The organism is Bacillus nakamurai, assembly GCF_001584325.1.
In the GTDB taxonomy this organism is placed as follows: domain Bacteria; phylum Bacillota; class Bacilli; order Bacillales; family Bacillaceae; genus Bacillus; species Bacillus nakamurai.
In genome coordinates this window covers 57,952-81,203 of sequence record NZ_LSAZ01000003.1, presented here as the reverse complement: position 1 = coordinate 81,203, position 23,252 = coordinate 57,952, and the positions used below count along the sequence as shown (strand labels likewise).

18 protein-coding genes and 7 pseudogenes are annotated in these 23,252 nt (G+C 38.3%); 9 read left to right on the top strand and 16 right to left on the bottom strand.

What is annotated here, in order from left to right; genetic code table 11:
- Positions 1–136: 136 nt before the first annotated feature.
- The gene (locus AXI59_RS02125; protein WP_061527245.1) at positions 137–778 is read right to left on the bottom strand and encodes an O-methyltransferase; all 642 of its coding nucleotides are present in this window, start codon (positions 776–778) and stop codon (positions 137–139) included.
- Positions 779–1,123: a hypothetical protein gene (locus AXI59_RS02120; RefSeq protein ID WP_061521495.1), complete on the bottom strand. Its 345-nt coding sequence runs from the start codon at positions 1,121–1,123 to the stop codon at positions 779–781. It lies immediately after the preceding gene.
- Positions 1,124–1,612: 489 nt separating this feature from the next.
- On the opposite strand from AXI59_RS02120, the gene AXI59_RS02110 reads away from it, so the two are divergent.
- Positions 1,613–2,332 (top strand): gamma-glutamyl-gamma-aminobutyrate hydrolase family protein, encoded by a 720-nt coding sequence (locus AXI59_RS02110; RefSeq protein WP_061527243.1) that lies wholly within the window; start codon positions 1,613–1,615, stop codon positions 2,330–2,332.
- Positions 2,333–2,454: 122 nt separating this feature from the next.
- Here the strand turns inward: AXI59_RS02110 and AXI59_RS02105 are convergent, their stop codons facing one another.
- Entirely contained in the window at positions 2,455–3,723 is a 1,269-nt protein-coding gene (locus AXI59_RS02105; protein WP_338022771.1) for an MFS transporter, read from the bottom strand.
- An 85-nt stretch (positions 3,724–3,808) separates the two neighbouring features.
- Here AXI59_RS02105 and AXI59_RS02100 point away from each other — a divergent pair, with 85 nt between their 5' ends.
- Positions 3,809–4,402, top strand: a complete 594-nt coding sequence (locus AXI59_RS02100) for a TetR/AcrR family transcriptional regulator (protein WP_061521499.1) — start codon at positions 3,809–3,811, stop codon at positions 4,400–4,402.
- 555 nt (positions 4,403–4,957) lie between these two features.
- Here AXI59_RS02100 and AXI59_RS02095 read toward each other — a convergent pair.
- Together AXI59_RS02095 and AXI59_RS02090 are read right to left on the bottom strand one after the other, a co-directional pair.
- A pseudogene (locus AXI59_RS02095) lies at positions 4,958–5,847 on the bottom strand (Vgb family protein).
- 113 nt (positions 5,848–5,960) lie between these two features.
- Positions 5,961–6,516, bottom strand: a pseudogene (locus AXI59_RS02090) (cysteine hydrolase family protein).
- A 282-nt stretch (positions 6,517–6,798) separates the two neighbouring features.
- On the opposite strand from AXI59_RS02090, the gene AXI59_RS02085 reads away from it, so the two are divergent.
- Positions 6,799–7,437: a DUF2306 domain-containing protein gene (locus tag AXI59_RS02085; protein WP_061527266.1), complete on the top strand. Its 639-nt coding sequence runs from the start codon at positions 6,799–6,801 to the stop codon at positions 7,435–7,437.
- Positions 7,438–7,570: 133 nt separating this feature from the next.
- On the opposite strand, the gene AXI59_RS02080 is transcribed toward AXI59_RS02085, so the two are convergent.
- The 3 genes from AXI59_RS02080 to AXI59_RS02070 all read right to left on the bottom strand — a co-directional run bounded on the left by AXI59_RS02080 (position 7,571) and on the right by AXI59_RS02070 (position 10,304).
- Entirely contained in the window at positions 7,571–8,527 is a 957-nt protein-coding gene (locus tag AXI59_RS02080; protein ID WP_156476208.1) for a patatin-like phospholipase family protein, read from the bottom strand.
- Positions 8,528–9,006: 479 nt separating this feature from the next.
- Positions 9,007–9,507, bottom strand: a complete 501-nt coding sequence (locus tag AXI59_RS02075) for an alpha/beta hydrolase (RefSeq protein ID WP_231878424.1) — start codon at positions 9,505–9,507, stop codon at positions 9,007–9,009.
- A gap of 179 nt (positions 9,508–9,686) precedes the next feature.
- Complete coding sequence (locus AXI59_RS02070) at positions 9,687–10,304, bottom strand: TetR/AcrR family transcriptional regulator (RefSeq protein ID WP_061521501.1); 618 nt, start codon at positions 10,302–10,304, stop codon at positions 9,687–9,689.
- Between the two features lie 167 nt (positions 10,305–10,471).
- Here AXI59_RS02070 and AXI59_RS02065 point away from each other — a divergent pair, with 167 nt between their 5' ends.
- The 3 genes and pseudogenes from AXI59_RS02065 to AXI59_RS02055 all read left to right on the top strand — a co-directional run bounded on the left by AXI59_RS02065 (position 10,472) and on the right by AXI59_RS02055 (position 13,548).
- Positions 10,472–11,671, top strand: a complete 1,200-nt coding sequence (locus AXI59_RS02065) for a YhgE/Pip domain-containing protein (protein WP_061521502.1) — start codon at positions 10,472–10,474, stop codon at positions 11,669–11,671.
- A gap of 121 nt (positions 11,672–11,792) precedes the next feature.
- Positions 11,793–12,523, top strand: a pseudogene (locus AXI59_RS02060) (ABC transporter ATP-binding protein).
- Positions 12,520–13,548, top strand: coding sequence for an ABC transporter permease (locus AXI59_RS02055; RefSeq protein ID WP_061521504.1), 1,029 nt, complete (start codon positions 12,520–12,522; stop codon positions 13,546–13,548). The pseudogene AXI59_RS02060 and the gene AXI59_RS02055 overlap by 4 nt, the downstream one beginning before the upstream one ends.
- A 280-nt stretch (positions 13,549–13,828) precedes the next feature.
- Here the strand turns inward: AXI59_RS02055 and AXI59_RS02050 are convergent, their stop codons facing one another.
- The 4 genes from AXI59_RS02050 to AXI59_RS02035 form a co-directional block, all read right to left on the bottom strand.
- Positions 13,829–14,509, bottom strand: a complete 681-nt coding sequence (locus AXI59_RS02050; protein ID WP_061521505.1) for an ABC transporter ATP-binding protein — start codon at positions 14,507–14,509, stop codon at positions 13,829–13,831.
- Positions 14,509–15,609 (bottom strand): ABC transporter permease, encoded by a 1,101-nt coding sequence (locus tag AXI59_RS02045; protein WP_061521528.1) that lies wholly within the window; start codon positions 15,607–15,609, stop codon positions 14,509–14,511. The genes AXI59_RS02050 and AXI59_RS02045 overlap by 1 nt, the downstream gene beginning before the upstream one ends.
- A gap of 104 nt (positions 15,610–15,713) precedes the next feature.
- Complete coding sequence (locus AXI59_RS02040; protein WP_061521506.1) at positions 15,714–17,093, bottom strand: sensor histidine kinase; 1,380 nt, start codon at positions 17,091–17,093, stop codon at positions 15,714–15,716.
- Complete coding sequence (locus AXI59_RS02035) at positions 17,090–17,764, bottom strand: response regulator transcription factor (protein ID WP_061521507.1); 675 nt, start codon at positions 17,762–17,764, stop codon at positions 17,090–17,092. The genes AXI59_RS02040 and AXI59_RS02035 overlap by 4 nt, the downstream gene beginning before the upstream one ends.
- Positions 17,765–18,392: 628 nt before the next feature.
- On the opposite strand from AXI59_RS02035, the pseudogene AXI59_RS20785 reads away from it, so the two are divergent.
- Positions 18,393–18,501 (top strand): annotated as a pseudogene (locus tag AXI59_RS20785) (hypothetical protein); the annotation flags it as partial.
- Positions 18,502–18,592: 91 nt separating this feature from the next.
- On the opposite strand, the gene AXI59_RS02030 reads toward AXI59_RS20785, so the two are convergent.
- Positions 18,593–18,967 (bottom strand): hypothetical protein, encoded by a 375-nt coding sequence (locus tag AXI59_RS02030; RefSeq protein ID WP_061527242.1) that lies wholly within the window; start codon positions 18,965–18,967, stop codon positions 18,593–18,595.
- A gap of 950 nt (positions 18,968–19,917) precedes the next feature.
- Between AXI59_RS02030 and AXI59_RS19640 the strand changes: the two are divergent.
- Together AXI59_RS19640 and AXI59_RS20780 are read left to right on the top strand one after the other, a co-directional pair.
- A pseudogene (locus AXI59_RS19640) lies at positions 19,918–19,986 on the top strand (YjcZ family sporulation protein); the annotation flags it as partial.
- 81 nt (positions 19,987–20,067) lie between these two features.
- Positions 20,068–20,118 (top strand): annotated as a pseudogene (locus AXI59_RS20780) (hypothetical protein); the annotation flags it as partial.
- Between the two features lie 898 nt (positions 20,119–21,016).
- Here the strand turns inward: AXI59_RS20780 and AXI59_RS02025 are convergent.
- From AXI59_RS02025 to AXI59_RS02015, 3 genes and pseudogenes are all read right to left on the bottom strand, one after another.
- Positions 21,017–21,793: a sulfite exporter TauE/SafE family protein gene (locus tag AXI59_RS02025; protein WP_061521509.1), complete on the bottom strand. Its 777-nt coding sequence runs from the start codon at positions 21,791–21,793 to the stop codon at positions 21,017–21,019.
- Between the two features lie 61 nt (positions 21,794–21,854).
- A complete protein-coding gene (locus tag AXI59_RS02020; protein ID WP_061527241.1) occupies positions 21,855–22,082 on the bottom strand; it encodes a sulfurtransferase TusA family protein in 228 nt (75 codons plus the stop codon).
- A gap of 36 nt (positions 22,083–22,118) precedes the next feature.
- Positions 22,119–23,250 (bottom strand): annotated as a pseudogene (locus tag AXI59_RS02015) (MBL fold metallo-hydrolase); the annotation flags it as partial.
- Between the last annotated feature and the right edge of the window lie 2 nt (positions 23,251–23,252).

Below are 23,252 nucleotides of genomic sequence, written 5' to 3'. Positions count from 1 at the left end.
ATGGCCTTTCCTTGGTTGATTCTCTATCCTATATAACAGATTCACCTTACAAAGCCTATAATTTGGGTCAGCTTTGACGATTACGAGGCGGAAATAAAAAAATAAGAGCGGCACTGAGACCCCTCTACCTTTTGTTTCATGGTTTCTTTACTTTTGAAACGGTCATCCCGTCACAGATTGGAATAAGCAGGGATTCCAATTGGGGATGATCAGCTGCCGTTGCATTGAATTTCTTCATGATTTCAGTATAACGTCTAGGTTCAGCATCCTGATCCGCTACACTCCCGCCTGCAAGCACATTATCCGCCACAATTAAAGCACCCGGCTCTGCAAGCCTGATGCAATACCGCAAATAATTTTCATAATTATCTTTGTCAGCATCGATAAAGAAAAAATCAAACCGCTTATCTTCGTCTGCCAGCTTTTCAAGGCTTTGCAAAGCTGCTCCGGTCATATATGTTACTTGATCGCCAAAGCCGGCTTTGGTTAGATTGCTTTGTGCACACTTTGCGTACTCTTCCTTTAATTCAAGAGAAGTTAAGTTTCCTTCTTTGCCAAATCCCCTTGCAAGACAAATTCCGCTATAGCCTCCAAGAGCCCCAATTTCCAGAACATTTTTGGCGCCGGAAATGGAAACAAGCATAGTGAGAAGTTTACCGGCGGAAGGAGAAACCGATATGGAAGGCATGTCGTTTTCTTTTATTGATAAAATGACTTCCTCCAAAAGAGGATCATGATTCAAAAACACAGAATCAATATAACTGTTCATTTGTTTCATTCAGCTCATTCCTTTCTCACCATTTTCTAAAGATGTTCCCGTTTCTTCATTTTTCTGATCGGATATTTCGATTGCTTCACTTTCATGTATTTCGAATACTTGACTAAATTCGTTGATGACCATATCAATGGCTTTTAATTCACCGACCAGCATTTGATGAATCGTTTGAAACTCCGGCTGATCTAACTGCTGCTTAATGGTTGATCGCTTAAGATGCAGCATCTCTAAAAAAGCAATTGCCCTTCCGCGGCGAAAGGTTTTTGGTCCATGCTGTTGTGAACTGCCTTTTCCTTTGGAACGCTCACCGCGATGATGTCCCTCTTTTTTAAATTCCTTATTTCTCATCATAAAGCTCCCTTCACGCATCATCTTGCATTCAATTGTATACAAACGTATACAATTACGGATGTTCATAATCTGTTCTTTTGTAATTTTGTTATAATGGCAACTCCATTTCCAAATATTAGATTTTGATTGAAATGAGCAGGAGTGAAATTTATGTCTTTCCGTTCAGAATTAAGTGACAGCGGCATTCACTATTTTCAAACGTATGATGGCCCGCGGAAACGTTTATCCGATTTCATCTTGAGTTCTATCCATACGCTTTTCGTCTCCCAGATTCCAAATAGGATTGAGGACTTTTTAAAGGGGATGATGGAGATCGTATTGTGCTGGACCCTAAGTCTGCGAAGCAGTTTCATGCAGGAGTGATGCGGCAGGATGAATCAAGAATAATTTGAAAGACATATGTAAAATCTATATTCATGAGAACTGCATGAATTTCAAATAGTATGAAAAAAATACACACCAAAGAAAGGCTCAGGTGCACGAAGGATGCCCCAATTCATTGGAATAACAGGAAGTATCAAGATTGATCAATCCGGTCCTTTTCCGGGTTATGATCGGGCTTATGTAAATAATGACTATGTCCAGTCTGTGGCAGAAGCCGGCGGTGTGCCGTTTATATTACCGGTTATTAAGCAGCCGGACCTGCTGGAGCAGCAGATTTCACGGCTTGATGGTGTGATCTTGTCCGGCGGCCAAGATGTGATTCCGCAATTATATGGGGAAGAACCTTTACAGGCATTAGGCGAAACGTTTCCGGATCGGGATGCGTACGAACAGCTATTGATAAAAACCGCTATTGCCTTAAATAAGCCAATCTTAGCTATTTGCCGCGGAGTGCAAATATTAAATGTCACATTCGGCGGCAGTTTATATCAGGATTTGACTTATGCTTCTTTTTCATATATTAAGCATGACCAGGAGAAAGAGCCGTCTTTAAAAACCCATCACGTCTCTTTTGAAGCAGGTTCTCACCTTCACTCTTTGTTTGGAGATTCAGCAATGGTTAATTCGTTCCATCATCAAATCATAAAAGATGTCGCTCCGTCATTTAAAGCAACAGCTTATGCAAAAGACGGTGTCATCGAGGGAATAGAACGACAAGGTGATTTATTTGTCGTCGGTGTACAATGGCATCCGGAAATGCTTACAAAGAAACATGATGATATGAAGAAACTTTTTTCTCTGTTTATTGAGCGTTGTAACTGAGCTGCTATCTATTTGCAAACAGCGATGGAAGAGAAAATAATAAGATAAAAAAAACATACCAACATTATTTGGTATGTTTCTTCAGTGAAAACCGATAAGCGGCATTTGAGACAGCCCCTTGTTCACAATGTTTCAGATGATGGAAATGCATGTTTCTTATTGAGAAATGAAATAATTAAAGCGGCAAGGATTAATAAAAACATTGTCATAGGAAAGGATTGGCTGCCAGCATGGTCAAGAAGAATTCCCCCAAAAATCCCGCCGCCGGCAATAGCCATATTCCAGACGGTTGTATTCATAGACATAGCGGCGTCAACGTTAGCTTCCCCAACGGCTTGAGCTAACGCTGTTTGTAATAAGGTAGCTGCCCCTCCAAAGGTCACCCCCCAGAGTGCAATACCGACAAAGATAACAATTGAATTGTATCCCGAAAATTGAAATAGCAATGCTGTGATGGAGAAACCGAGCAGGCTCAGCAGAACAAGCAGACGAAGCCGCTTATCAATGAATAATCCGGTAACCCAAATTCCAATGAGAGACAAGACCCCAAACACTAATAACGCTGTGCCCGTTTGTGAGCTTAGGCCTGCCGGGGTAAGAAATGCGGCAATATAGGTATACAAAATATTATGAGAAACCATCCAAAGAATGACCACCGTTAGAATAGGCCGGACCCCGGGAATCGTTAATACGTTAAATACATTCACACGCAGAGTTTTTGAATTTCCGGAGAAATCGGGAACCTTAAGGACAATCCATATGATTAGAACGAGAGACAGCAAAGACATGATCATAAAAACAGCACGCCACCCCATCAGTCCCCCTAAAAAAGTTCCGATAGGCACGCCCAGACTAAGCGCAATCGGGGTGCCGGCCATAGCGATGGCTGTGGCCCGGCCTTTAAGCTCTTGAGAAACCATCCGTCTTGCATAACCCGTTAACATACTCCAGACAATTCCCGCACCAACCCCTGCGAAGAAGCGGGCAATTAAAGTGACCGTATACACAGAAGAAAAAGCCGTGACGCTGTTAAAAACGAAAAACAAAACGATCGCGAATAGGAGCAAAGGTTTGCGCCTCCAGCTCTGTGTTGCAAACGTGACGGGAATAGCCGCAGCTAACGAACCAAGCGCATACAACGTAACCAGCTGCCCGGCAAATGCGGTTGATACATGCAGTCCATCACCAATTTGCGGAAGCAGACCCGCAGGAACAGTCTCGGTCATAATACAAATAAAGCCGGCCATTGAAAGGGCTAATAATTCAAGCCAAGGAATTTTTTTTGCTGCTTGTTCTTGAGTACTGGCTGACATAGACATCTTTACAACTCCTTCATTTTGTTTAAGTACGCTGACTTCTGCTCTCCCTTCAATTAATTTTGGATCGATCATTCCATATGTTATGCCATACGTAAAATCTTGTCAATTATTTTTGGATCGATTAGTATATAATTAATAATTCAAGGGAGGTGGCCTTATGGCCCGTACTGGCCGTCCGCGTGCATTTGACAAGGAAGAAGCGATTTCTAAAGCCATGGTGCTGTACTGGGAACAAGGATTTGAATCGACGTCCCTCGCTCAGCTGAAAGAAGTAATGGGTATTTCATCAGCAAGCTTTTACGCCGCATTCGGCTCCAAAGAGGCGCTTTTTAAGGAAGTCATCGATCGCTACAAAAGGTCATATGGACAAGTAACGGATTGTTTGACCGATACCTCGATAACTGCAAAAGAAGCGATTGAGAAAGCATTAAGGCAATCTGCAAAAATGCAGACAGATTCTGATCACCCTTCCGGATGTTTGCTGGTCTTATCAGCAAGTGTCTGTTCAGATAAAAATAATCACGTAAGAGATTTACTTTCTTATGAACGTTCTTTAATCCGAAGTAGATTGGAGGCGTGTATTCGACGGGGACAAGAAGAAGGAAACATTTCTGACTCAGCAGATGCAGCAGCGCTGTGTGCCATGTATGAAGCATTTATGTATGGGATTTCAACACAAGCTAAAGATCGGGTAAGTCATTCAAAAATTGATCTCGCAGTAACGCAAATTATGAAAGTGCTTGAAATCTAAAAATAACCGTACAGCTATTTCTGATTAGCTGTGAATTGTCAAAGTACAACACCTAAACAAAGACAGCCCATGACAGCCGCGTGTAAAATGATTGTTCCGGACAAACCATTCAGATGTGCTGTCATGAGCTAATGTCATAAAAAAAGCTCAAGAAATGAACGCATAAAAAAATACCAAAGGTCTCTGATCCTTGGTATCATTGGATGCGGCAGAGGACTTGAATCTCCACGAGTTATTCACCCGCCAGGCCGCCCACATAGTAATTCCATTTGAATGGATATGAAATTTTAATCAAGTCATATCAACTATTACCCTCGTATATTTTGTGCCATCCTATCGATAGTATTAATGATCAGCTCGTAATAACAATCTTAGTTTTTTAAAATTCAACTTTCCCCATATGCTTCCTGTGATGAAGTAAAGAAAACTGCTCGGCTAAAAATGACGGAGTGTACGGTACGTCGTTATGAAGCCACGAAATGATCGTACCTATTAAAGCTGAAGATTCATGGCTGGGCCCCTTTGAATTTTTACTGCAATAAATAAATTCCTCTCTCATTTCAGCAAGCTTAATTTTCCGATTTTATTACATTCTAATGCGAACCATACGTTGCCATCTTTGTCGCATCCAATTCCGTGAGGTTCACCATTTGATGTTTTAATCGGATATTCTTCAAAAGATTGCTCTCTTGTCAATCTTCCTATTTTATTTGCTCCCCATTCGGTGAACCATAAATCGGTTTCTGCTCCCGCAGTAATAGCATGAGGTCGTGCATTTGGTGTAGGAATATCATATTCAGTTATTTCGCCTGAAATTGTAATCTTGCCTATTTTGTTCCCCATTATTTCTACAAACCACAGTGAATCATCATTTCCTCTTGTAAGACCCACTGGTCCTGCTCCCGGAGTTGGAATCGGATATTCCGTTATTTCTCCCGATTCAGTTATCTTACCGATGGTATTGTTTTGGTTTTCAGTGAACCAAAGTGCGTTATCGGAGCCCAGCGTAATAAACGAAGGATATGATGCTTTATTCGGCAGTTCATATTCATGAATCTCTCCTTCTGCTGTCAGTCTCCCTATCCGGTTTCCGTTCATTTCTGTAAACCAAATATCACCGTTTAGACCTTCAGCAATTCCATATGGTGCTGAATTCGGGTGCGGTAAAGAGTACTCTGTAAAGATACCCGCTGTTGTAAGCTTTCCAATTTTATTAGATTCATTTTCAGTAAACCAAATATCACCTATTGAAGATATGATCAAGCACATCCTCTTGCATCAGGAGTCGGGACAATATATTCTTTGATTGTTCCATCTTGAGTAAGACAGCTGATTTTGTTTGCTTTATGTTGAGTAAACCATACCTTTCCTTCTTGTGAGACAGCTATTCCATAAGGACCGGAATCAGAATGTAAAATATCTATTTCTTGCAGCTCAATATTCATTTAACCCCTCCATTAAGAATGAGTTTATACAAAAAAGCCTTCTATTCTCATTTTCTGAAACTGAGTCAATTGTAATTCTTGTACAGACTTAATAAACGAACTTGGTTCAGTTTTTAATGAAAATCATTCATTAGCTGCTCTGTTGTAAGGATAGTTGCAAATTCCTCGTGTAATGTTGCTAAAGATTATTGTGTATCGTTTCTGCGTCATAAAACTGACCGTTTTGGTCCTTCATCCCAAAAGCTGCCGTAGCATCTGAAACCAGATATGTGTTGAAACCTAAATTCGCACTCATTCTTGCAGTTGTTGATACACAATGAGGTGTAGTCAAGCCTGTTATTATAACGGTTTCGATTTTATTCTCTTTTAAATAGTCTTCCAGATTAGTACCAATAAAGCTGCTATTCACTTACTTTGTTATCATTACTTCTCCATCAATAGGCTTTACTATATCTTTTATAGCATTCCCCTCATTGTCCGAATGGAATACCGAACGGGGTTATCTGACTTGTGCTTTATTATGATGACCGTAAATCCTTTCTTCCTCCACAATTGAAGGATCTTAGACGTGTTTTCCTCAGCGTTAAGGTTATTTCGCTCTCCCCATTTTTTATCATCGAATGCTTTTTGAATATCTACTAAAATTAAGGCTTTATCTTTATTATCCATCCTTTCCTCCTAAATAAAGATTCGTTAATTTTCAACATTAATTTTTACGGAAATCATAAAATCTTTTTTCTATCTGATTATAATGGATGTTGATTAAACAATAAACGATGACAATCTAATGTATAATTAAAAAAGAGACCGGATGTGGTTCGGTCTCGAATGTTATCTGTTCAAACCGTGATTGCATTTGCAGCAATGACACATGGGACAGCACGCAAGGAGGAAAGTAACCTGAAACAGAGTAAGTTTCTTGCTTCTAAAACGAAGTACTTGTACGCAGCCATCCTCATTTTTATCTTAGTATATATTTTTTACACTCTATATATGAACTTGATAAAAGATCCAAAATCAACGTCTTTTCTAAGTCATAAAACGGTGCTGCGTGAATCGTTTGACCTGCCGCTTTGGTTAAATATCATGTATGTGCATGTCATGTTTGCGTGTTTGGCTATGCTAACCGGTGCTGTTAATTTCTCAAAAAGAATGCTGACAGGTATACCCAAGGTACACAAATTGAATGGATATTTCTATTTCATTTCAGTACTTATCGTGACACTTACATCAGGATATATGGCTCCCTACTCAACCGGAGGGAGAATCGTAAGCATAGCCTTTAATATCGTGAATATCATTTGGCCTGCGATGACGGTTATTGCAATAGCCAAAGCCAGACGAAAGCAATACAGCAAGCATCAAGAATGGATCATCAGAAGTTATTTATTCTGCTTTACGAATCTGTTTATTCATTTGATTACTTCAGCCTGCACGAAGGGATTCGGATTGGTCCATGATATTAGTTACACGATTGGTGTTTATGGAGCCATTGTTCTTAACCTTGTGATCGCAGAACTCATCATTCGATTTAGAAAGCTCCCGTACAATCTGCAAACACCGCTTAATAAAAATAGAGGGAATATTTGACCCCCTCTTTTAAGCTGGCAAATGAAGAAGAGGAAAGGAATATCTACTCCTGCCCTCTTCTTTTTTAAATACAGAAAAACCGTTTGTTGAAATATTGCAAATGAAACATAACCAATATTTATGGATCATTTTATCAGCTCCAGTTTTTCTCTATAAATTGAATTGCAGGTTGTAAATCGGTTTTGTCAGCAATTGCTATGACAGCGGGAACCACAGAAGGGTCCGTTTTCGAGAAGTTAGGGATCCGTGGATCTAAACGAAAAAAACGATCTCCTAGAAGTTGAGAACTGACCATGGATTCATAGTAACCATTTCCGCCAGCGACAATCGAAAGAAATGGCAGTAACGGTTCATTAGGCGATCGGTCGAAAAGGACTCCCCAATTCGGGGGAAGGTCCTTCAGATTTTCGGGGCGTATGTTATCTGAACTCACCATTCCCCATCCCTTCGTATCTCTTCTTAACTGAGTCGGGGTTTCACCCGTTCCAATGGATAATACCGCGATTTGATCCAGCGGCTGGTTGGCTTTACCCACAGCAAACGCGATACTGGCTGTACTAGGGTTAGTTGCCACTACGTACCCATCCACGTAGTTTTGATAGGCCCGCTGCGTCGCGGGAGCACCACTGCTGCGCAGTATGACATCACTCGCTTTCTCATTTAAATAGGGAGAGCCGGGATAATTGTGGAATAACACAGGAGTCCAGCGATTCAGCTCCGATGAGTATAAATGAAATGCAGGGACAACAATTCGTTTTCTAAAGTTTTTAAGACGAAGACCTGATGGAAAAAATGATTGTACCGCTTCGATAAAACCGGAATATGGCAATTGTTGATTAAATACAGGTCCTCCTGGCCGGGAAATGCTGTATGCCGGCAGGATTTTATCCTTAAAATACTGGAGGGTCTCCTTCGGCGATCTTCCGCTTGCTAACGCAAGGGCAATAAATGAACCAATTGAACTCCCCGAGAAAACATCGGTTTGTCTCATTAATTCTGGTATTTGTCGAGACAATCTGTTTATAAGTTGTAAACTTAAAGCACCTAAGGTACCGCCTCCGTCAAAGGACATGATCCGATATGTTGTCAAAGCTGATTTCCCCTTTCTAAACTGATCACAAGTATCATTCAGCATATGTTGATAGACTTTGGCCTATTCCAGGGACGGATTGTAAAAACATTGAGAAAAGAGACATGAGTCAGGAAAAATATAAATACCTTGCTGATGTGTATGAAAAATGCATACCCGAAGACATATCAAATGATTACCCGGCTGCAGGAACCCTGTTGTTTACGCCGGATTTCGCTTCTTGACAAAGAAAATAAAAAACACCAAGGGGCTTAGAACCTTTGGTATCATTTAATTGGATATCTTAACCTTTTCGCAGCTGAATCGGCTCTAAATCAAGCTATCTGACTTTAGATTTTTAAGCGGGAGTTGAAAAGTGTTTTGACGATGTTAAGAATATGTTTTTGGGTGAAACTGATATGCCCTACACCTTTTACTTTGTACATTTCAGCATTATGACCTGCTGTTTTAAGTGCTTTGAAAAATGCAGCGCTTTGTTCCTATGGAACTATACCATCTTGATCACCATGCATAATAAGAATCGGGGGCGCTTCGCGGTGAACGTATTGAAGTGGACTAGCTTTCAATGCTTTTTCCTTATTCTCCTGAATGGCTCCTCCAATAAGCATTGATTCGGGTGAGTCAGGAGCATCATGGTCTATAACAGATGGATATTGGCTCATTGCAAGTAAATCAGTTGGGCCGAACCAGTCTACAATTGCATGTACGCGGCTGGTTTCATGCAGATGTTCCCCGCTTGGTTCGTATTCTTTAAGACCTTCAGTCAGCCCAAGCATGAGAGCCAAATGACCGCCGGAAGAATCTCCCCATACCCCGATTTTTTCTGGGTCAATATTGTATGCCGGGGCATTGGCTTTCAAAAATCTAACTGCTGTTTTTACGTCATGCAGCTGTGCAGGGAAAACCGCTTCTTTACTTCCCCTATATTGGACGCTTGCGACAGTATAACCCTCTTTTGCAAATTCAGCCAGCTGGGGCAAAAAAGCATATGTTGTCCATCCCCATCTAGTGAATCACTAAAGTTCACCTTACACTCATCTGCATCATTTTATAATGATTTTGGGCAAAAATGGACACTGTTTTACCACTCCTCCCTATAAAAGAAAGGATGTAAAAACGGGACAGCACCTCCTAGCTGAGTACCGTCCCTTTTCTCCATTTACTTTTTCAAGCCAGCCGCAAAGAAAGGGCCATTTATAGTGATTGTGGATAAAATACGAGACATCTCTTCTGGAGATTCCTCTCTATCACTATTCAGCCATTGCTGAATAACTCCTATGTGTGCCGAAGCAATATAGGAAACTAAGTATTCAGCTGGGACTAGGAAATTTTCCTGCTTCACAAGCGGATTTTTGTTACTTTCAAATAGTGTTTTCCATACGAATTTTTTCAATTTTGTTTGGAACGATAAATCTCCCTTTGGACCCAAAACAGCTTTCATAAACCCTCTATTTCGATCCAAATATTCAAAAAGTGAAACAAGAATGGTAAAGGGTGTGGCAGCAGGAGGATCTGCTCCTAGGTCTGCGATAATGTTAGGAACGTTCTTTATGATCATGTCAGCCATATCTTGCATAATTTCTTCCTCACATTTGGTCATTAAATCATACTTATCCTGATAGTGGGTATAAAAGGTTCCCCGATTGATTTTTGCCCTGGTTGTTATGTCTTTCACGGTAATTGCCTCAAAACCTTTTTCTTCTATCAATTCTATCAATGCATCCCGGATAGATTCTTTTGTACGAATGACCCGTAAATCCATGTTTATATCCCGCATTCCATTTTCCTCCCAATTTTTTTCAACACATTCAGAAATTATGTCGGATATACGACACATTCATTGTTTCTGATTATTGATAAGACCGTTATTTATAATTATAATTTAAAGCGCAATTAAAACAACACGTTGTTGAATATTGCTACTAAACATAAGGAGGAAATGAAGTGAAACTTTTTAAAAACAAACTGGCGGTGTTATCTCCCCTAATTGCATTGGCAGTCATTTTTATTTTTTCACTAACACTTTTTCCATCCGTACAATCGCAACCGAAAAATTTGCCCATTGCGATTATTAACGAAGACCAAGGAGTGCAAATTCCTAATCAGCCAAAGATGAATATGGGGCATACAATTGTTGAAATGATACAAAAAAAGTCAAAAACCACAGCAGATAAAGACCCTGCTGTGAAATGGGTTAAAGTAAAAACAGCAGATGAAGTACAAAAAGGATTAGATAATCAAAAATATTATGCAGCATTGGTCATTCCGAAAGATTTTAGTGCGAAGCAGGCCTCTTTACGAACCCCAACACCTGTTTCGCCTGAACTACAAATATTTATCAATCAGGGAATGAATACCCCGGCATCAACCATAGCAGGGCAAATATTGAATGGATTAGTTGACAGCTTGAATCATACCGTTCGCACCCAGCTGCTGGATGGGTTTGAAAAGCAAGGAGCCACTTTAACAGCAAAACAAGCTGCAAGTCTGACAGCTCCTATAACTAAAAAAGTCACTAATGTTAATGAAATTGGTGCTAATAGTGCAAACGGCAACGCCCCTATTTCCTTGTTCCAACCATTATGGATGGCAGTTTTGGCGAGTACAGCAATCATCTTTATTGCCGTCAGCAAAATCCAGACCATCACTCGAAAAGAAAACCTTTTGACAAAGATCGGACAAATTTTCATGGGTGCTATCGTCGCACTGGTAATTGGATTTGGCTTTACTTGGATAGCAGAGGGAATGGTAGGACTGAATATTCCGGATTTTATGGATACAGCCTTATTTTTAACCATTACTTCATTTAGCTTCTTTCTAATGATATCAGCTGTACTTTCCTTGCTGGGTATCAGAGGAATAGCTGTTTTTGCCTTATTATTATTCTTCGGGGCTCCATTACTTGCAATGGCACCTGAAATGATGTCTTCATTTTATCGCGATTGGGTTTATCCATGGCTGCCGATGCGGTTTATGGTAGAAGGTTTACGGGAATTATTCTTCTTTGGTAAAGGATTGAACTGGAATACCCCTGTATCCGTCCTTGTTTGGATCGGAGTTGTAAGCATGATAATCATACTTGGTTCTGCTCTTAAACTGCATTCAGTAAAAGAGAAAACACAGAACCAAAGATTAGAGGCTTAACGGGAAGTAACAAAAAACACAAGCCTGATAAAGAACAGCTAATAAAACCGTTTTCCCACTAAGGAAACGGGTTCTAATAAACTTGTGATGATTATAATCATGTAGCGGAGGGAAAATAAACATGGATGTTCAAGTCTCAAATGTCAGTAAAAGTTTTGAAAAGAAGCAAGTCATTAAAGATATTACGTTCACGATTCCGTCTGGTGAAATATGTTGTTTGCTTGGGCCTTCAGGTTCGGGGAAAACCACGTTGATTCGTTTGATGATTGGAGCAATTGCTGCGGATAATGGAACCATTCATTTTGCTGACGTGAAAATGCCCAATTTAAATATGTTAAAAAAAATAGGATTTATGCCGCAAAACGATGCTTTGTATGACGATCTATCTGCAGAAGCCAATTTGCGTTTTTTTGCAGGACTTTATCATTTAGAAAAAAGTAAATCGGAAAACGTATTGATGAAGTGCTTGCTTTAGTTGATTTAAAAGAGCATCGAAAGAAATTGGTGAAGAACTTTTCAGGCGGGATGAAAAAGCGCCTTTCGCTTGCGGCTGCCATTTTACATCATCCCGAAGTATTATTCTTAGATGAACCGACAGTAGGGATCGATCCTGTGTTACGTCGGACAATTTGGGAGCAATTTCAGGCGATTAAAAAATCCGGGACGACAATTATTGTTTCCACACATGTTATGGATGAAGTGACGGAGTGCGATAAAGCGGCACTCATTTATAACGGTTCCTTGATTCAATATGATACCGTGAAAAATTTGCTTAACAAAACTGAAAGCGGCCGGGTCGAAGAACTATTCTTCATTGCTTCAAAAGAATTAGAAGGCGGTGCTGTACGATGATGACTTTAGCCAATCGCGTCATCCGCCAAACGATAAATGACAAACGAAGCGTCATGATGATTTTAGTGGCACCGTTATTGGTTTTGACCTTGGTTTATTTCTTGCTCGGTGATTCAAATTATGTGCCGACTGTTGGAATGAATAAAAATACAATCCCGGCACCTCTTGTAACAGCTTTGAAAGCACAAAATTTGGATATTGCAGACATCTCAAGCAATGACGCACAGCATGCGAAACAATATTTGAAGGACCATCAAGATGTGGATGCGATTTTTACCATTTCAAAAAGCTCGGGTATGAATATTACAATGTATGAGCCTTCGTCTAAAGGTTCAAAGGCTGTATCTGAGATCCAAAAGGCGATGGCTTCTTTAAATCCTACAGCCAAAATGAAAATGTCCTATGTTTATGGCACGCAAGATGAGTCAACATTCGATTCCCTCGGATATGTGTTCCTTGGTCTATTCTCATTCTTTCTCGTGTTTATCATTTCCGGGATGGCACTTGTAAGAGAACGCAGCGGCGGCACATTGGAAAGGTTATTGATGACACCGATTAAACGTGGAGAGGTCATTCTTGGTTATACGATAGGATACGGTGTGTTTGCGATTATTCAAGCCATTCTCATTGTTCTCTATTCCTTTTATGTGCTGAAATTAAGTTCAGTTGGAAATATGGGCTGGATTTTGGCCGCAATGGTTTTATTAGCCGTTACAGCCGTTTCATTTGGTGCTATGATTTCTGTATTTGCCAGTTCAGAGCTGCAAGTCGTACAGATGATACCGTTTACCCTTATTCCGCAAGTGTTCTTTTCGGGATTGATTCCATTAGACCTGATTCCATATCATCTTGGCAACCTGTGTTACATTATGCCGGTTTATTATGGAGTAGCTGCCATTAAGGGTGTCATGGTTTACGGTGATGGTTTCCTTCAAATCTGGCCTTACCTTTTCGGGTTAATCGTGTATGCACTTCTTTTATACCTACTAAACACACGGGCATTAAAGAAATTCAGAAAACTTTAATATTCATGCAGAACATTGCAGTGGCTTTTACTCCATCGAAACTTAGTATTTTCCCCTTTAAGCGGACAGTTTAAAAAGCCCACGTTGCTCGTGGTGTTTAGACTGTCACTTGAAGGGGATTCTTTTTGGCTAAAAAAGGGATACCGGCGAAGATAGCTGACTTTCCTTTAGGTAAACGGACAGTTCAAATCATAATATGAAAAACAAATAATACCAAGGGGCCTAAAAATAAAACCAAACCCTTTTAAGATAAAAAGATTTGGTTATCTTTACTATAGTCTTATGTTAGTTCTGAAAGCTTGCCATCTTCGATAAACACAGTACGGTCGCATAAATCCAACATTCGTTTATCATGGGTAACCATTATAGCCGACTTTTCTCTCAATTTCACTTCATCAGCTAACATTTTTACAACTGAACGACCACGTTCTGAATCAAGACTCGCTGTTGGTTCATCCGCAAGAATAATCTCTGGGTCATTCATCCAGGCTCGGGCGATCGCAACACGTTGACGTTCTCCTCCTGATAAACTTTGCGGATAACTATTACTACGATGTCCCAAGTCAAGTCGTTCAAGAAGATCAACGGCTCTTTGTTTTGCTTTTTTATTAAAATTTCTGGCTAATTTTGGAATGAGAAGTAATTGGTCATGAACAGTTAAATAAGGTATTAAATTAGATGATTGAAATACGAACCCGATTTTTTCTAATCTGATACGATTCATCTTTTTTTCAGATAACTTACTAATATCTTTTCCATCGATAATAATACGACCGTTTGTTGGAGAGAGCAATGCCCCCGCAATCGAGAGGAACGTACTTTTACCAGATCCAGATGGCCCAACAACAGCAACAAATTCTCCGGCTTTCACTTCTAAGGACACTTTATTAAGAACTTTTACAGATGAATCGCCATCGCCGAATACTTTATCAACATTATTAAGAATCAGTTTATTAGTCATTATGCAGCACTCCCAATAGCTTCAATAGCATCAATTTTTGCAACTCTGTATAGAGATAGTAATGATCCAATCACTGAAACAACTAGGAACAGACCTGAAGATCCTAGAACCAATTGCGGTGTAAGATCAAATGGCATGCTGTTTGGTAAAATAAATGCTATACCATATGTTAGTGCAATACTGATCAGGAGACTTATAAACGTTAACAATAATACTTGAAAAACAATATTGCGAGCTAAATAACCAGTCGAAGCCCCGATGGCCTTTAATACACCAAATTGATTTATTTTCTGTATGGTAATCACATAAAAGAATACAGCTAACACAAAAGCTGCAATTATAAAGAGAAAAACAATCATCATGATAAGCGAACCTTGCTCCTCCGAGTAACCAGGAATACCTTTAAGAGCCTGGCTTTTATCAATTACATTAACCCCTTTTATACTCTTTTCAATCTGCTCTGCTTTTTCTTGGCTTGTTTTCAAAGCAATCGTATTAAAAACCATTTGTTTATCCGAAGACAGTTTATGAATGTGTTCCCACTCTTTAAAATTGATATGAATAACAGGGGCATGGCTGAAGGATTCTCCTTTTGTAAAACCTGTAATTTTGAATGTTTCACCAGAGAATTGATCTTTTACATTATCCCCCAATTTTAATCCATCCTCTTTTAACGAACGATCTGCAACAGCCTCATTTGTTGCCGTATTATCAATCGGACGGCCTTCAACAACGTCAGGAGCTAAAAATCCTTTCATATTCAAGGCGAAAAATGTTGCATCAATCTTGTTAGAAGACCCTTTTTTAGTAATTGTGGTCATCTGGATTCCTAAAGGTGCAGTCGATTGTTTGTTGGTATTTTTTTGAACGTCCTTCAGTTTATTCAGAGACAATATTGAACGGTTCAACCGATTATCTGCTTCTTTCTGAATTACAAGGTAGTCTACATTCATTTTCTGAATTGAAGAAGCATTATCAGAAGATAATCCTTTTGCAAGTCCCGAAACAAAAAGGACAAGCCAAGCTATAAGCACCATAATTAACCCAACTAGAAAATATCGCAACTTAGCATGTTTAAGTTCTCTTAAAGCGAGAAACACCATTTATTCCCCCATTCTATAAATTTAACACTTAACGGCTTTTATTTTTGCCTTAATTGAAATATAGATTGGGAATATGAACGGAATGTGAACGGGAAATTACATTACATTTTAGGTAAATGGATATAAAAAGTTGTTCCATTGCCTAATTGGCTTTCTACCTGAATTCGCCCATTATGCAGTTCAATAATTTTTTTAACAATAGCAAGTCCCAAACCACTGCTGGCTTCTCTGCGAATTCTTGCCTTATCTGCTTTATAAAACCGATTAAATATATAAGGCAGATCATTTTTTGAAATACCTATACCTGTATCCTTGATCTCGATATGACATTCATTATCTTTTTTCTTAAGCTTTATGGAGATTGAACCTCCATTTTCAGTAAATTTAATACTATTAGTGAGAAGATTAGTCCAAACTTGATGGAGTAATTGCTCATCTGCATAAATGAAAACAGAAGGAAGCTCCATATCAATGGCTAGGTCTTTCTTACGCCAACTCCATTCGACCATAAATAACACTTGTTTAATTTGAGCACCAACATCAAAGGTGCTTTTATTTAATATTTCTTCCTCTTTGTCTAAGGAAGCAAGGGTTAGTAATTGCTTACTTAATTGTGAAACGCGCTGACTTTCATCTTTGATAATGGACAAATAATGTTGGCGTTGGTCTTCAGATAAACTCTCAGATTGCAATGTTTGTGAAAAACCTTTTATGGAAGCAAGCGGTGATTGAATTTCGTGTGAAACATTTGAAACAAATTCTTGGCGCATAGCTTCCAGCTGCTCTAAACTTTTTGCCATTTGCGAAAAATGATTAGCCAATTTACCGATTTCATCACGACGTTTTAAATTTAATTGGATATTATATTTTCCTTTGGCTATTTGTTTTGTAGCTTCAGTTAATTTAATAATCGGTTTAACAATGTAACGAGTGCTGACCAAAACGAAAAGAATGGTTATAAATATGCTGAGAAGAAGAATTAACGCAAAAAAGACCCGTAATTCCCCAAATTGAAGCTCCGTATTGGGCCGAAGAAAAAGTGCGTAATGATGTCCGTGATCTTTTATTGGAACGCCAATGGTATTGACAAGTACGTTATCAAAAAATCCTGTAATAAAGGCTTTTGAAGAAAATTGCGAAACACCATGATAAACATTGCCATCTAAAACGGATTGAATCACTTTAGAATCTAAATCTCTTTTTCTAAATGGTCCGCCAAAAAAAGAGCCATGTCCTTGATCATCAACTAAATAGATCTGATAACCTAAATCACCGATATTCCTCAAATAAGAATTTAGGTTAACATTTTGGTTACTTTCATAAAATGTCTTAACATTTTCAGTCATACGGGTTAATTTTTTGTCATTGTAAGATTTAAGATTGTATTGATAATATGCATTTGATATTAAAAAAGCAACTACACTACTTGAAATTATTACAATGATGGTGGTGATAACGATTTTTAAATAGAGAGTCCTCACTTCTTTGCCACCTCCAATTTGTAGCCAATACCACGGATTGTTCTAATATTAAAATCATCAGTAATGGAAAAACGGCTGCGCAGCCGTTTAATATGAACATCTACTGTTCGATCATCCCCATCAAAGTCCGCTCCCCAAATCAACTGAATTAATTCTTCCCGTGTAAAAATTCTGTCTGGGTAGCTTGCAAGCTGGGACAATAGTTCAAATTCTTTCATCGGCAGCATCAACAATTTATTGTTACAATGCACTTCATAACTTTTCCGGTCTATTACAGTCTCATTCAGACGGATTACTTCGGAACTCACCATTTGATATCGGCGCAATAATGCTTTTATGCGAAACATTAATTCTTTCGGCTCAAAAGGTTTAGTCAAATAATCATCCGTCCCGGCAGAAAACCCTTTTTCCTTATCTATAAGCTGGTCTTTTGCAGTCAGCAGAATAACAGGAACATCGTAATATTTTCTTATTTCTTCACATAGTTGAAGTCCATCCTTATTAGGCATCATTACGTCGACCACAGCTAAATGAACTTGCTTTTTTGTAAGAATAGAAGAAGCTTCTTCACCGTCGAAAGCTCCAAAAACGCCATAGCCTTCGACTTGAAGGTAATGTCTGAGTAATTCGAGGATATGTTTATCATCATCCGCAATGAGAATATTAATCATTTGAAGACTCCTATCTTGCGAGAAATTTTCCACTAATTATTTATATAATAAAAAGTTATAACTGAAAAGCTTTCGCGGCACTTGTTTTCGATAATAACTTCATCATATACTCCAAAGGACAATGAGTAAAACAAAGCTTTGAAATGTATGAATGGTAAATTAAGGAGCGCCATTTTTTCAAAAAAAGAGACCAGTTACGAATGTTAGTAACGGTCTCTTCCGTATCTCTTAGTTAAAGCCATTAATACCGCTGTCTAAAAGTATAGAAATAAAATATGAACGGAGCATGAACTTTAAGTTACACCATATTAAGTAAAGGGATTAACGAGAGTGGATAACGGAAGCTAAATTTTCTTTTACATGAGGTTTTGGGGATACAATGACTCATACGGTATAATCATTTGAAATTCCCTCGATCAAGAAAATATCCCCCCTATTTTGGAAGAAAAATTCTCAACGTTAATTAAACGGTATTCAACCAGAAAAGTGCTTCTTTTTGCTGTGTATTCCTTATTATTACGCTGCCTGCCAATCCTCTAAAACGGAACCTTAAGGTTATTTCTTTTTCAATATGTGCCAATGAAAAAATACCAGGGTTCTAAAGAACCCTTGGTATCCTTGATGCGGCCGAGAATTTAAGGCTGTTGCTGATCTGGATGACAGTGAGTACTCTGGCAAAGGAACAAACAACAGCAAAGCATTTTGTCAGCGATCATGTTGGTGTCACTGATCAATGGAAGGCCTCTTTCCTCGAAATAGGGATAAAACCTTCTAACCTTGTTTTATCAATTCTCTGTCAACTGGACAGGGGTAGTTCAATAAAAGTTATTATTTAACTTCTTTATTCCTATCAATTAATAAGGTTACTACAACACTAGTTATACTGACTAAAGTTCCTGCAATAGAAACAAGAATTGTCAAAAATCCATTGGGAATAAGAAATCCAATTGGAATTAGCCCCAGAAAAGTTAAAACTATAAAACATTGGTATACTCCAGATATTATTCTTACAACTGAGTTACCAAAAAAGCACATGGCTAATGGAGGGATGAATAAAAATACAACTATCCCAATTGATATCATTAAGATACGAGGCTCATCAAATGAAATGACATTATCTCCAGGGGAATCTTTAGCAGCCGCTAGTATAACAACTATAGACATAATCAGTGTAAGTAAAACCAGAAAGAATCTTTTCAACAAGTTTATGACTCCTTTTTTATAAATGTATCTAAAAACGGGTATCCTTCCTTTTTTCAATTTTTGTACCCATTTTATGTTAATCAGTGAAAGAATATGCAGGAAAATCATAGTTATAAGTAATATTTATCGCCAATTTGTGCGTTAAGACATAACATATACAGATTAGTAAATAACCACATTAAATACCGAAAAATAGTGGATTTTCAGCTTAAATATAATGTAGGGCATTCTTCATTGAGATTACACATACCTTTTTTACATTTTTAAATCCATATACCACAAGTGCTTTAGATAGTGAAATCAACTTCCTCCTTTTTCACCAATTATGGTATGGTAACCTTTATCTAACAGAATATCAAATTCATCACAATTAGACAATTTTGTATCTAACTGGTTCTTGGTAGTTGAAATGGTCAATTTCTTCATAATAATTATTATCTCTATTAGTTGATTAGATAGGTTTTCCCGTTATTTCAACTACTGCATAAATACCTCGATTTCATTTTGGTTTGCCATTTAACATTTCTTTGTTCCGGTTATCTGAGCACATAAAAAAATACCAAGGGTCTGCAACCCTTGGTATCCTTGATGCGGCCGAGAGACTTGAACCTCCACGGGTTATTCACCCACTAGGCCCTCAATAAAGTGAAAGCTTATTATCTGTTATAAAACCCTATGTTTACAGCATATAACTCTTCATTTACACTCTTTTTCATTATTTTTGATTTATTTTGGACACAAAATGGGCACTGTTTGGGGCTTATAAATAATCCTCGTAATAATTGTGTAGCTATGCACATGTGACTGGTGTCACGTTCAGCCATATTGCTATAACGTGGAATTTTATAATAACTAAAGAGTTCGCCCAATCTATTTTGTTTATCTACACATAAAATATTCTGTGATTAATTACTCCAAACAGGAGGTGACTCTACGGATTCGATGAGTATGGTGGTCGCAGTAGCTTTGCATTAATCGTTGTCTTGTTCATTCTATTTATTATTGGTGCGGTGATCTGAAGAGTTATGATGAATAGAGTGTTAACAAGATCTAATTAACTTTTCACAAATGATGATATGAATGATGGATAAGGACTCAGGTTTGCCTTAGTCATTGTAATATTTGTTCTACTAATCATTGTAGGTTTTTGAACGCCTGTGGAGCAAATCGCGTCTAATAACTTATAACCTTGAAAGGAGGAAAACCAAATGCCTTTTTTTGGATTCCGTGGAAGAGACCGATTTTTTCGTGACGGCTTTAGAAGAAGAGAATTTTTCCCTTTTGCATTCGAAAGAAGAAGACGGTTTGAATTCGATGGAAGAAGACGCAGATTTTATTAAGTGAATTATTTTACTAATGTTTTCAGGGGACCTGCGGGCTCTTTTAAGTTTTCTCATTATTATCTTGGTATTTTAAAAAAGGATTCCCCCCTTTTTAAAAGTTCGAAAAGAGACGCTGATAAGTTGGGTGAATTATTTTAACGAGTGAGTAAAAAGGAGTAAGCTTCAAACAGAAAAGAGGACATAAAAAAATACCAAGGGTCTACAACCCTTGGTATCATTGATGCGGCCGAGAGGACTTGAACCTCCACGGGTTATTCACCCACTAGGCCCTCATACAAAAGCCCGTCATTCAAGCATTTGAAGCTATTCATTACACTCATTTACACCATTTTATATTCATTTTGGGCACAAAATGGGCACTGTTTATCTAAAAACCAACTAACTAATTTTTATTGACACACAAATTTTAATCACCTATAATCCCTATTAAACCAATAGGTTTTAAAAAGAGGTGATCAATAATGAAGTTATGGAACTTTTTATTTTCTGAACGCTGTCCTAAATGCAAAAAAAACATTGGACACCACTAAATCAAATGCTTTTCGTGGTACTATAATCAAAGCTTGCCCTAATCATCATTATCAAAAAGAATTTCATCCAGCACTTGAAACGTTTATTGAAAGAAATCAAGTATCATAATATAAAAAAGAAAACCAACGGTTGATGGAACCTGTCGGTCTTTCTGTTTAACCATGTCTAAATTATTTTAAAGGAATCCTAACCAGATTTTAATAGCTGTAGCTGATATTAATAGAGCTAATATCCATTGCAGGAATTTTGTATTTACCTTTTGTCCAACTTTTGCGCCAATAGGAGAAGCAATTAAACTAGCGATAATAAGAACCAGAGCTGGTACAAAAAGCACTTGACCTGTGATTACTTTTCCAACTGTTGCCCCAATAGATGAAAGAAATGTAATCGCAAGAGATGAAGCGACGGTGATTCTTACAGGAATATTTAAAATCGATAACATAATGGGAACTAGGATAAAGGCTCCGCCGGCTCCTAAAATACCTGATACTCCACCAATGATAAAGGCTAAGGACGAAGCTAACCATTTATTAAATATCACTTCTTCGCCTTCCCTATGTTCTTGTCCTTTTTTAGGTATAAACATTAAAATAACAGCTATAATGGCCAGAATTCCGTATATAAAGTTAATTCCTTTTTCAGATATGAGATAAGAAAAGTAACTCCCCAATATACTCCCTATAAGGATACTGCTTCCCATGTAAATGATTAATGCTTTATTTAAAAAACCACTCTTACGATAAGCCCAAACACCGCCAAGTGTCGCAAAGAAAACTTGAATAGCTCCTATCCCTGAAACTTCATGGGCAGTTAAAGACATCACTCCCAGTAATGAAGGAACGTACAATAACATTGGGTAATTAATAACAGATCCACCAATACCAATCATTCCGGAAATAAAGGAACCAATAAATCCTATGATGAAAAGAGTTATAATAAAGGCAATATCCATTTGGGTTTCCTCCTTTTCAAAGGAAAAGGGTATCTTTTTATTCGATACCCTTTCACATTAATTAGCCTTTTTTAATCCAGAATTTCAGTACATCACCTTCTTCAATTTGCTCTAAAAGGTCATGCCCGCCTGATTGAGACCAAGCAGCCAGATCATTTTTAGCTCCCTTATCTGTTGCATGCACTTCTAATATTTGACCTGATTCTAGTTCATTCATAGCTTTCTTTGTTCTGATGATTGGCATTGGGCATGCTAGTCCTTTTGCGTCTAATACTTTATCTGACTTCATTTTCATCTCTCCTCTGTTTGGTAATATCATCTTGTGTTACCGAATTGCACAACGGTTTGGCCCAATCTCCATTTCACGCTGTTTTTCGTCATCTAGGTTGATTTTCCCCATATTTGTTTCGCGAATCTCTTGATATGCATTGGGTTGCGGCGGTAAATTATCTGTCACTAGGTGTCTAAATTCTGTTTCATCTTCAATGTTCAAACCATGATTCTCAGAAAATAATGTATTTAGTTTTTTACCAACACTTCCATCCTCATTTAACTCATCAATGATCATGAAGTGTGCCGGTAATACAATTAAATCCTTTGATAGTGCTTTGTAACGGTCATAAAGGGTTTCTCGTAAATCTCCTACCCAATCTTCTGCCATACCGGCTAAATCCGGTCTGCCGATTGAGTCGATAAATAAGATATCACCTGAAAGGAGATACTGATCATCGATAATGAAAGAAGTAGAGCCAATGGTATGTCCAGGAGAATAAAGCGGTTGAATTCTAATCGTTGTATTTCCAATGATAATATCATTTCCTTCTTCCAACGGCTGATAATCGAATACCACTTCTTCAGCATCTTTCGGCGGTAACCAGTAGGTTGCGTTTGTTTTTTCGGCAATTACTCTGCCGCCTGAAATATGGTCTGCGTGAAGATGTGTATCAAATACGTGAGTAATCGTTGCACCCTTCTTCTTAGAAAAATCTATAAAGACATCCGCCATACGTGTAGCATCTATTATTGCTGCTTCCCCATTGGATAATATCATGTATGATAGGCAACCTTTCCCGATTCGAACAAACTGATACATCTCACCACCATCTTTTAAATCCCCGACTTTTACCGGCTCTAAATGTTCACTCCATGCTTTCATCCCACCTTTAAGATAGGATACAGAAAGACCTGCTTCTGAAAGCATCTCGGATACCATTACGGATGAACCTTCTTTTGCGCATACGACTAGAACCTCTTTATCAGACGGAATTTCCCCCAAGATATCTTCTACGCCATCTAAAAGATCGAAATAAGGAACATTTAAATGGCCAAAATAATGCCCTTCAATCTTCCAATCGCTAAAATCATTTTCATTACGTACATCCAGAATAAATAAAGGTTCTTTGTTAAAGATTTTTTGTGTCACTTCTTTTGCGGTAAGTGCCTGTACGGTCATGTTTAA

Coding starts and splice junctions, on each gene's coding strand:
- AXI59_RS02125 (WP_061527245.1), bottom strand. CDS start 778: ATGAAACAAATGAACAGTTATATTGATTCTGTGTTTTTGAATCATGAT.
- AXI59_RS02120 (WP_061521495.1), bottom strand. CDS start 1,123: ATGAGAAATAAGGAATTTAAAAAAGAGGGACATCATCGCGGTGAGCGT.
- AXI59_RS02110 (WP_061527243.1), top strand. CDS start 1,613: ATGCCCCAATTCATTGGAATAACAGGAAGTATCAAGATTGATCAATCC.
- AXI59_RS02105 (WP_338022771.1), bottom strand. CDS start 3,723: ATGATCGATCCAAAATTAATTGAAGGGAGAGCAGAAGTCAGCGTACTT.
- AXI59_RS02100 (WP_061521499.1), top strand. CDS start 3,809: ATGGCCCGTACTGGCCGTCCGCGTGCATTTGACAAGGAAGAAGCGATT.
- AXI59_RS02070 (WP_061521501.1), bottom strand. CDS start 10,304: ATGCGGGATATAAACATGGATTTACGGGTCATTCGTACAAAAGAATCT.
- AXI59_RS02055 (WP_061521504.1), top strand. CDS start 12,520: ATGATGACTTTAGCCAATCGCGTCATCCGCCAAACGATAAATGACAAA.
- AXI59_RS02050 (WP_061521505.1), bottom strand. CDS start 14,509: ATGACTAATAAACTGATTCTTAATAATGTTGATAAAGTATTCGGCGAT.
- AXI59_RS02035 (WP_061521507.1), bottom strand. CDS start 17,764: ATGATTAATATTCTCATTGCGGATGATGATAAACATATCCTCGAATTA.
- AXI59_RS02025 (WP_061521509.1), bottom strand. CDS start 21,793: ATGGATATTGCCTTTATTATAACTCTTTTCATCATAGGATTTATTGGT.
- AXI59_RS02020 (WP_061527241.1), bottom strand. CDS start 22,082: ATGAAGTCAGATAAAGTATTAGACGCAAAAGGACTAGCATGCCCAATG.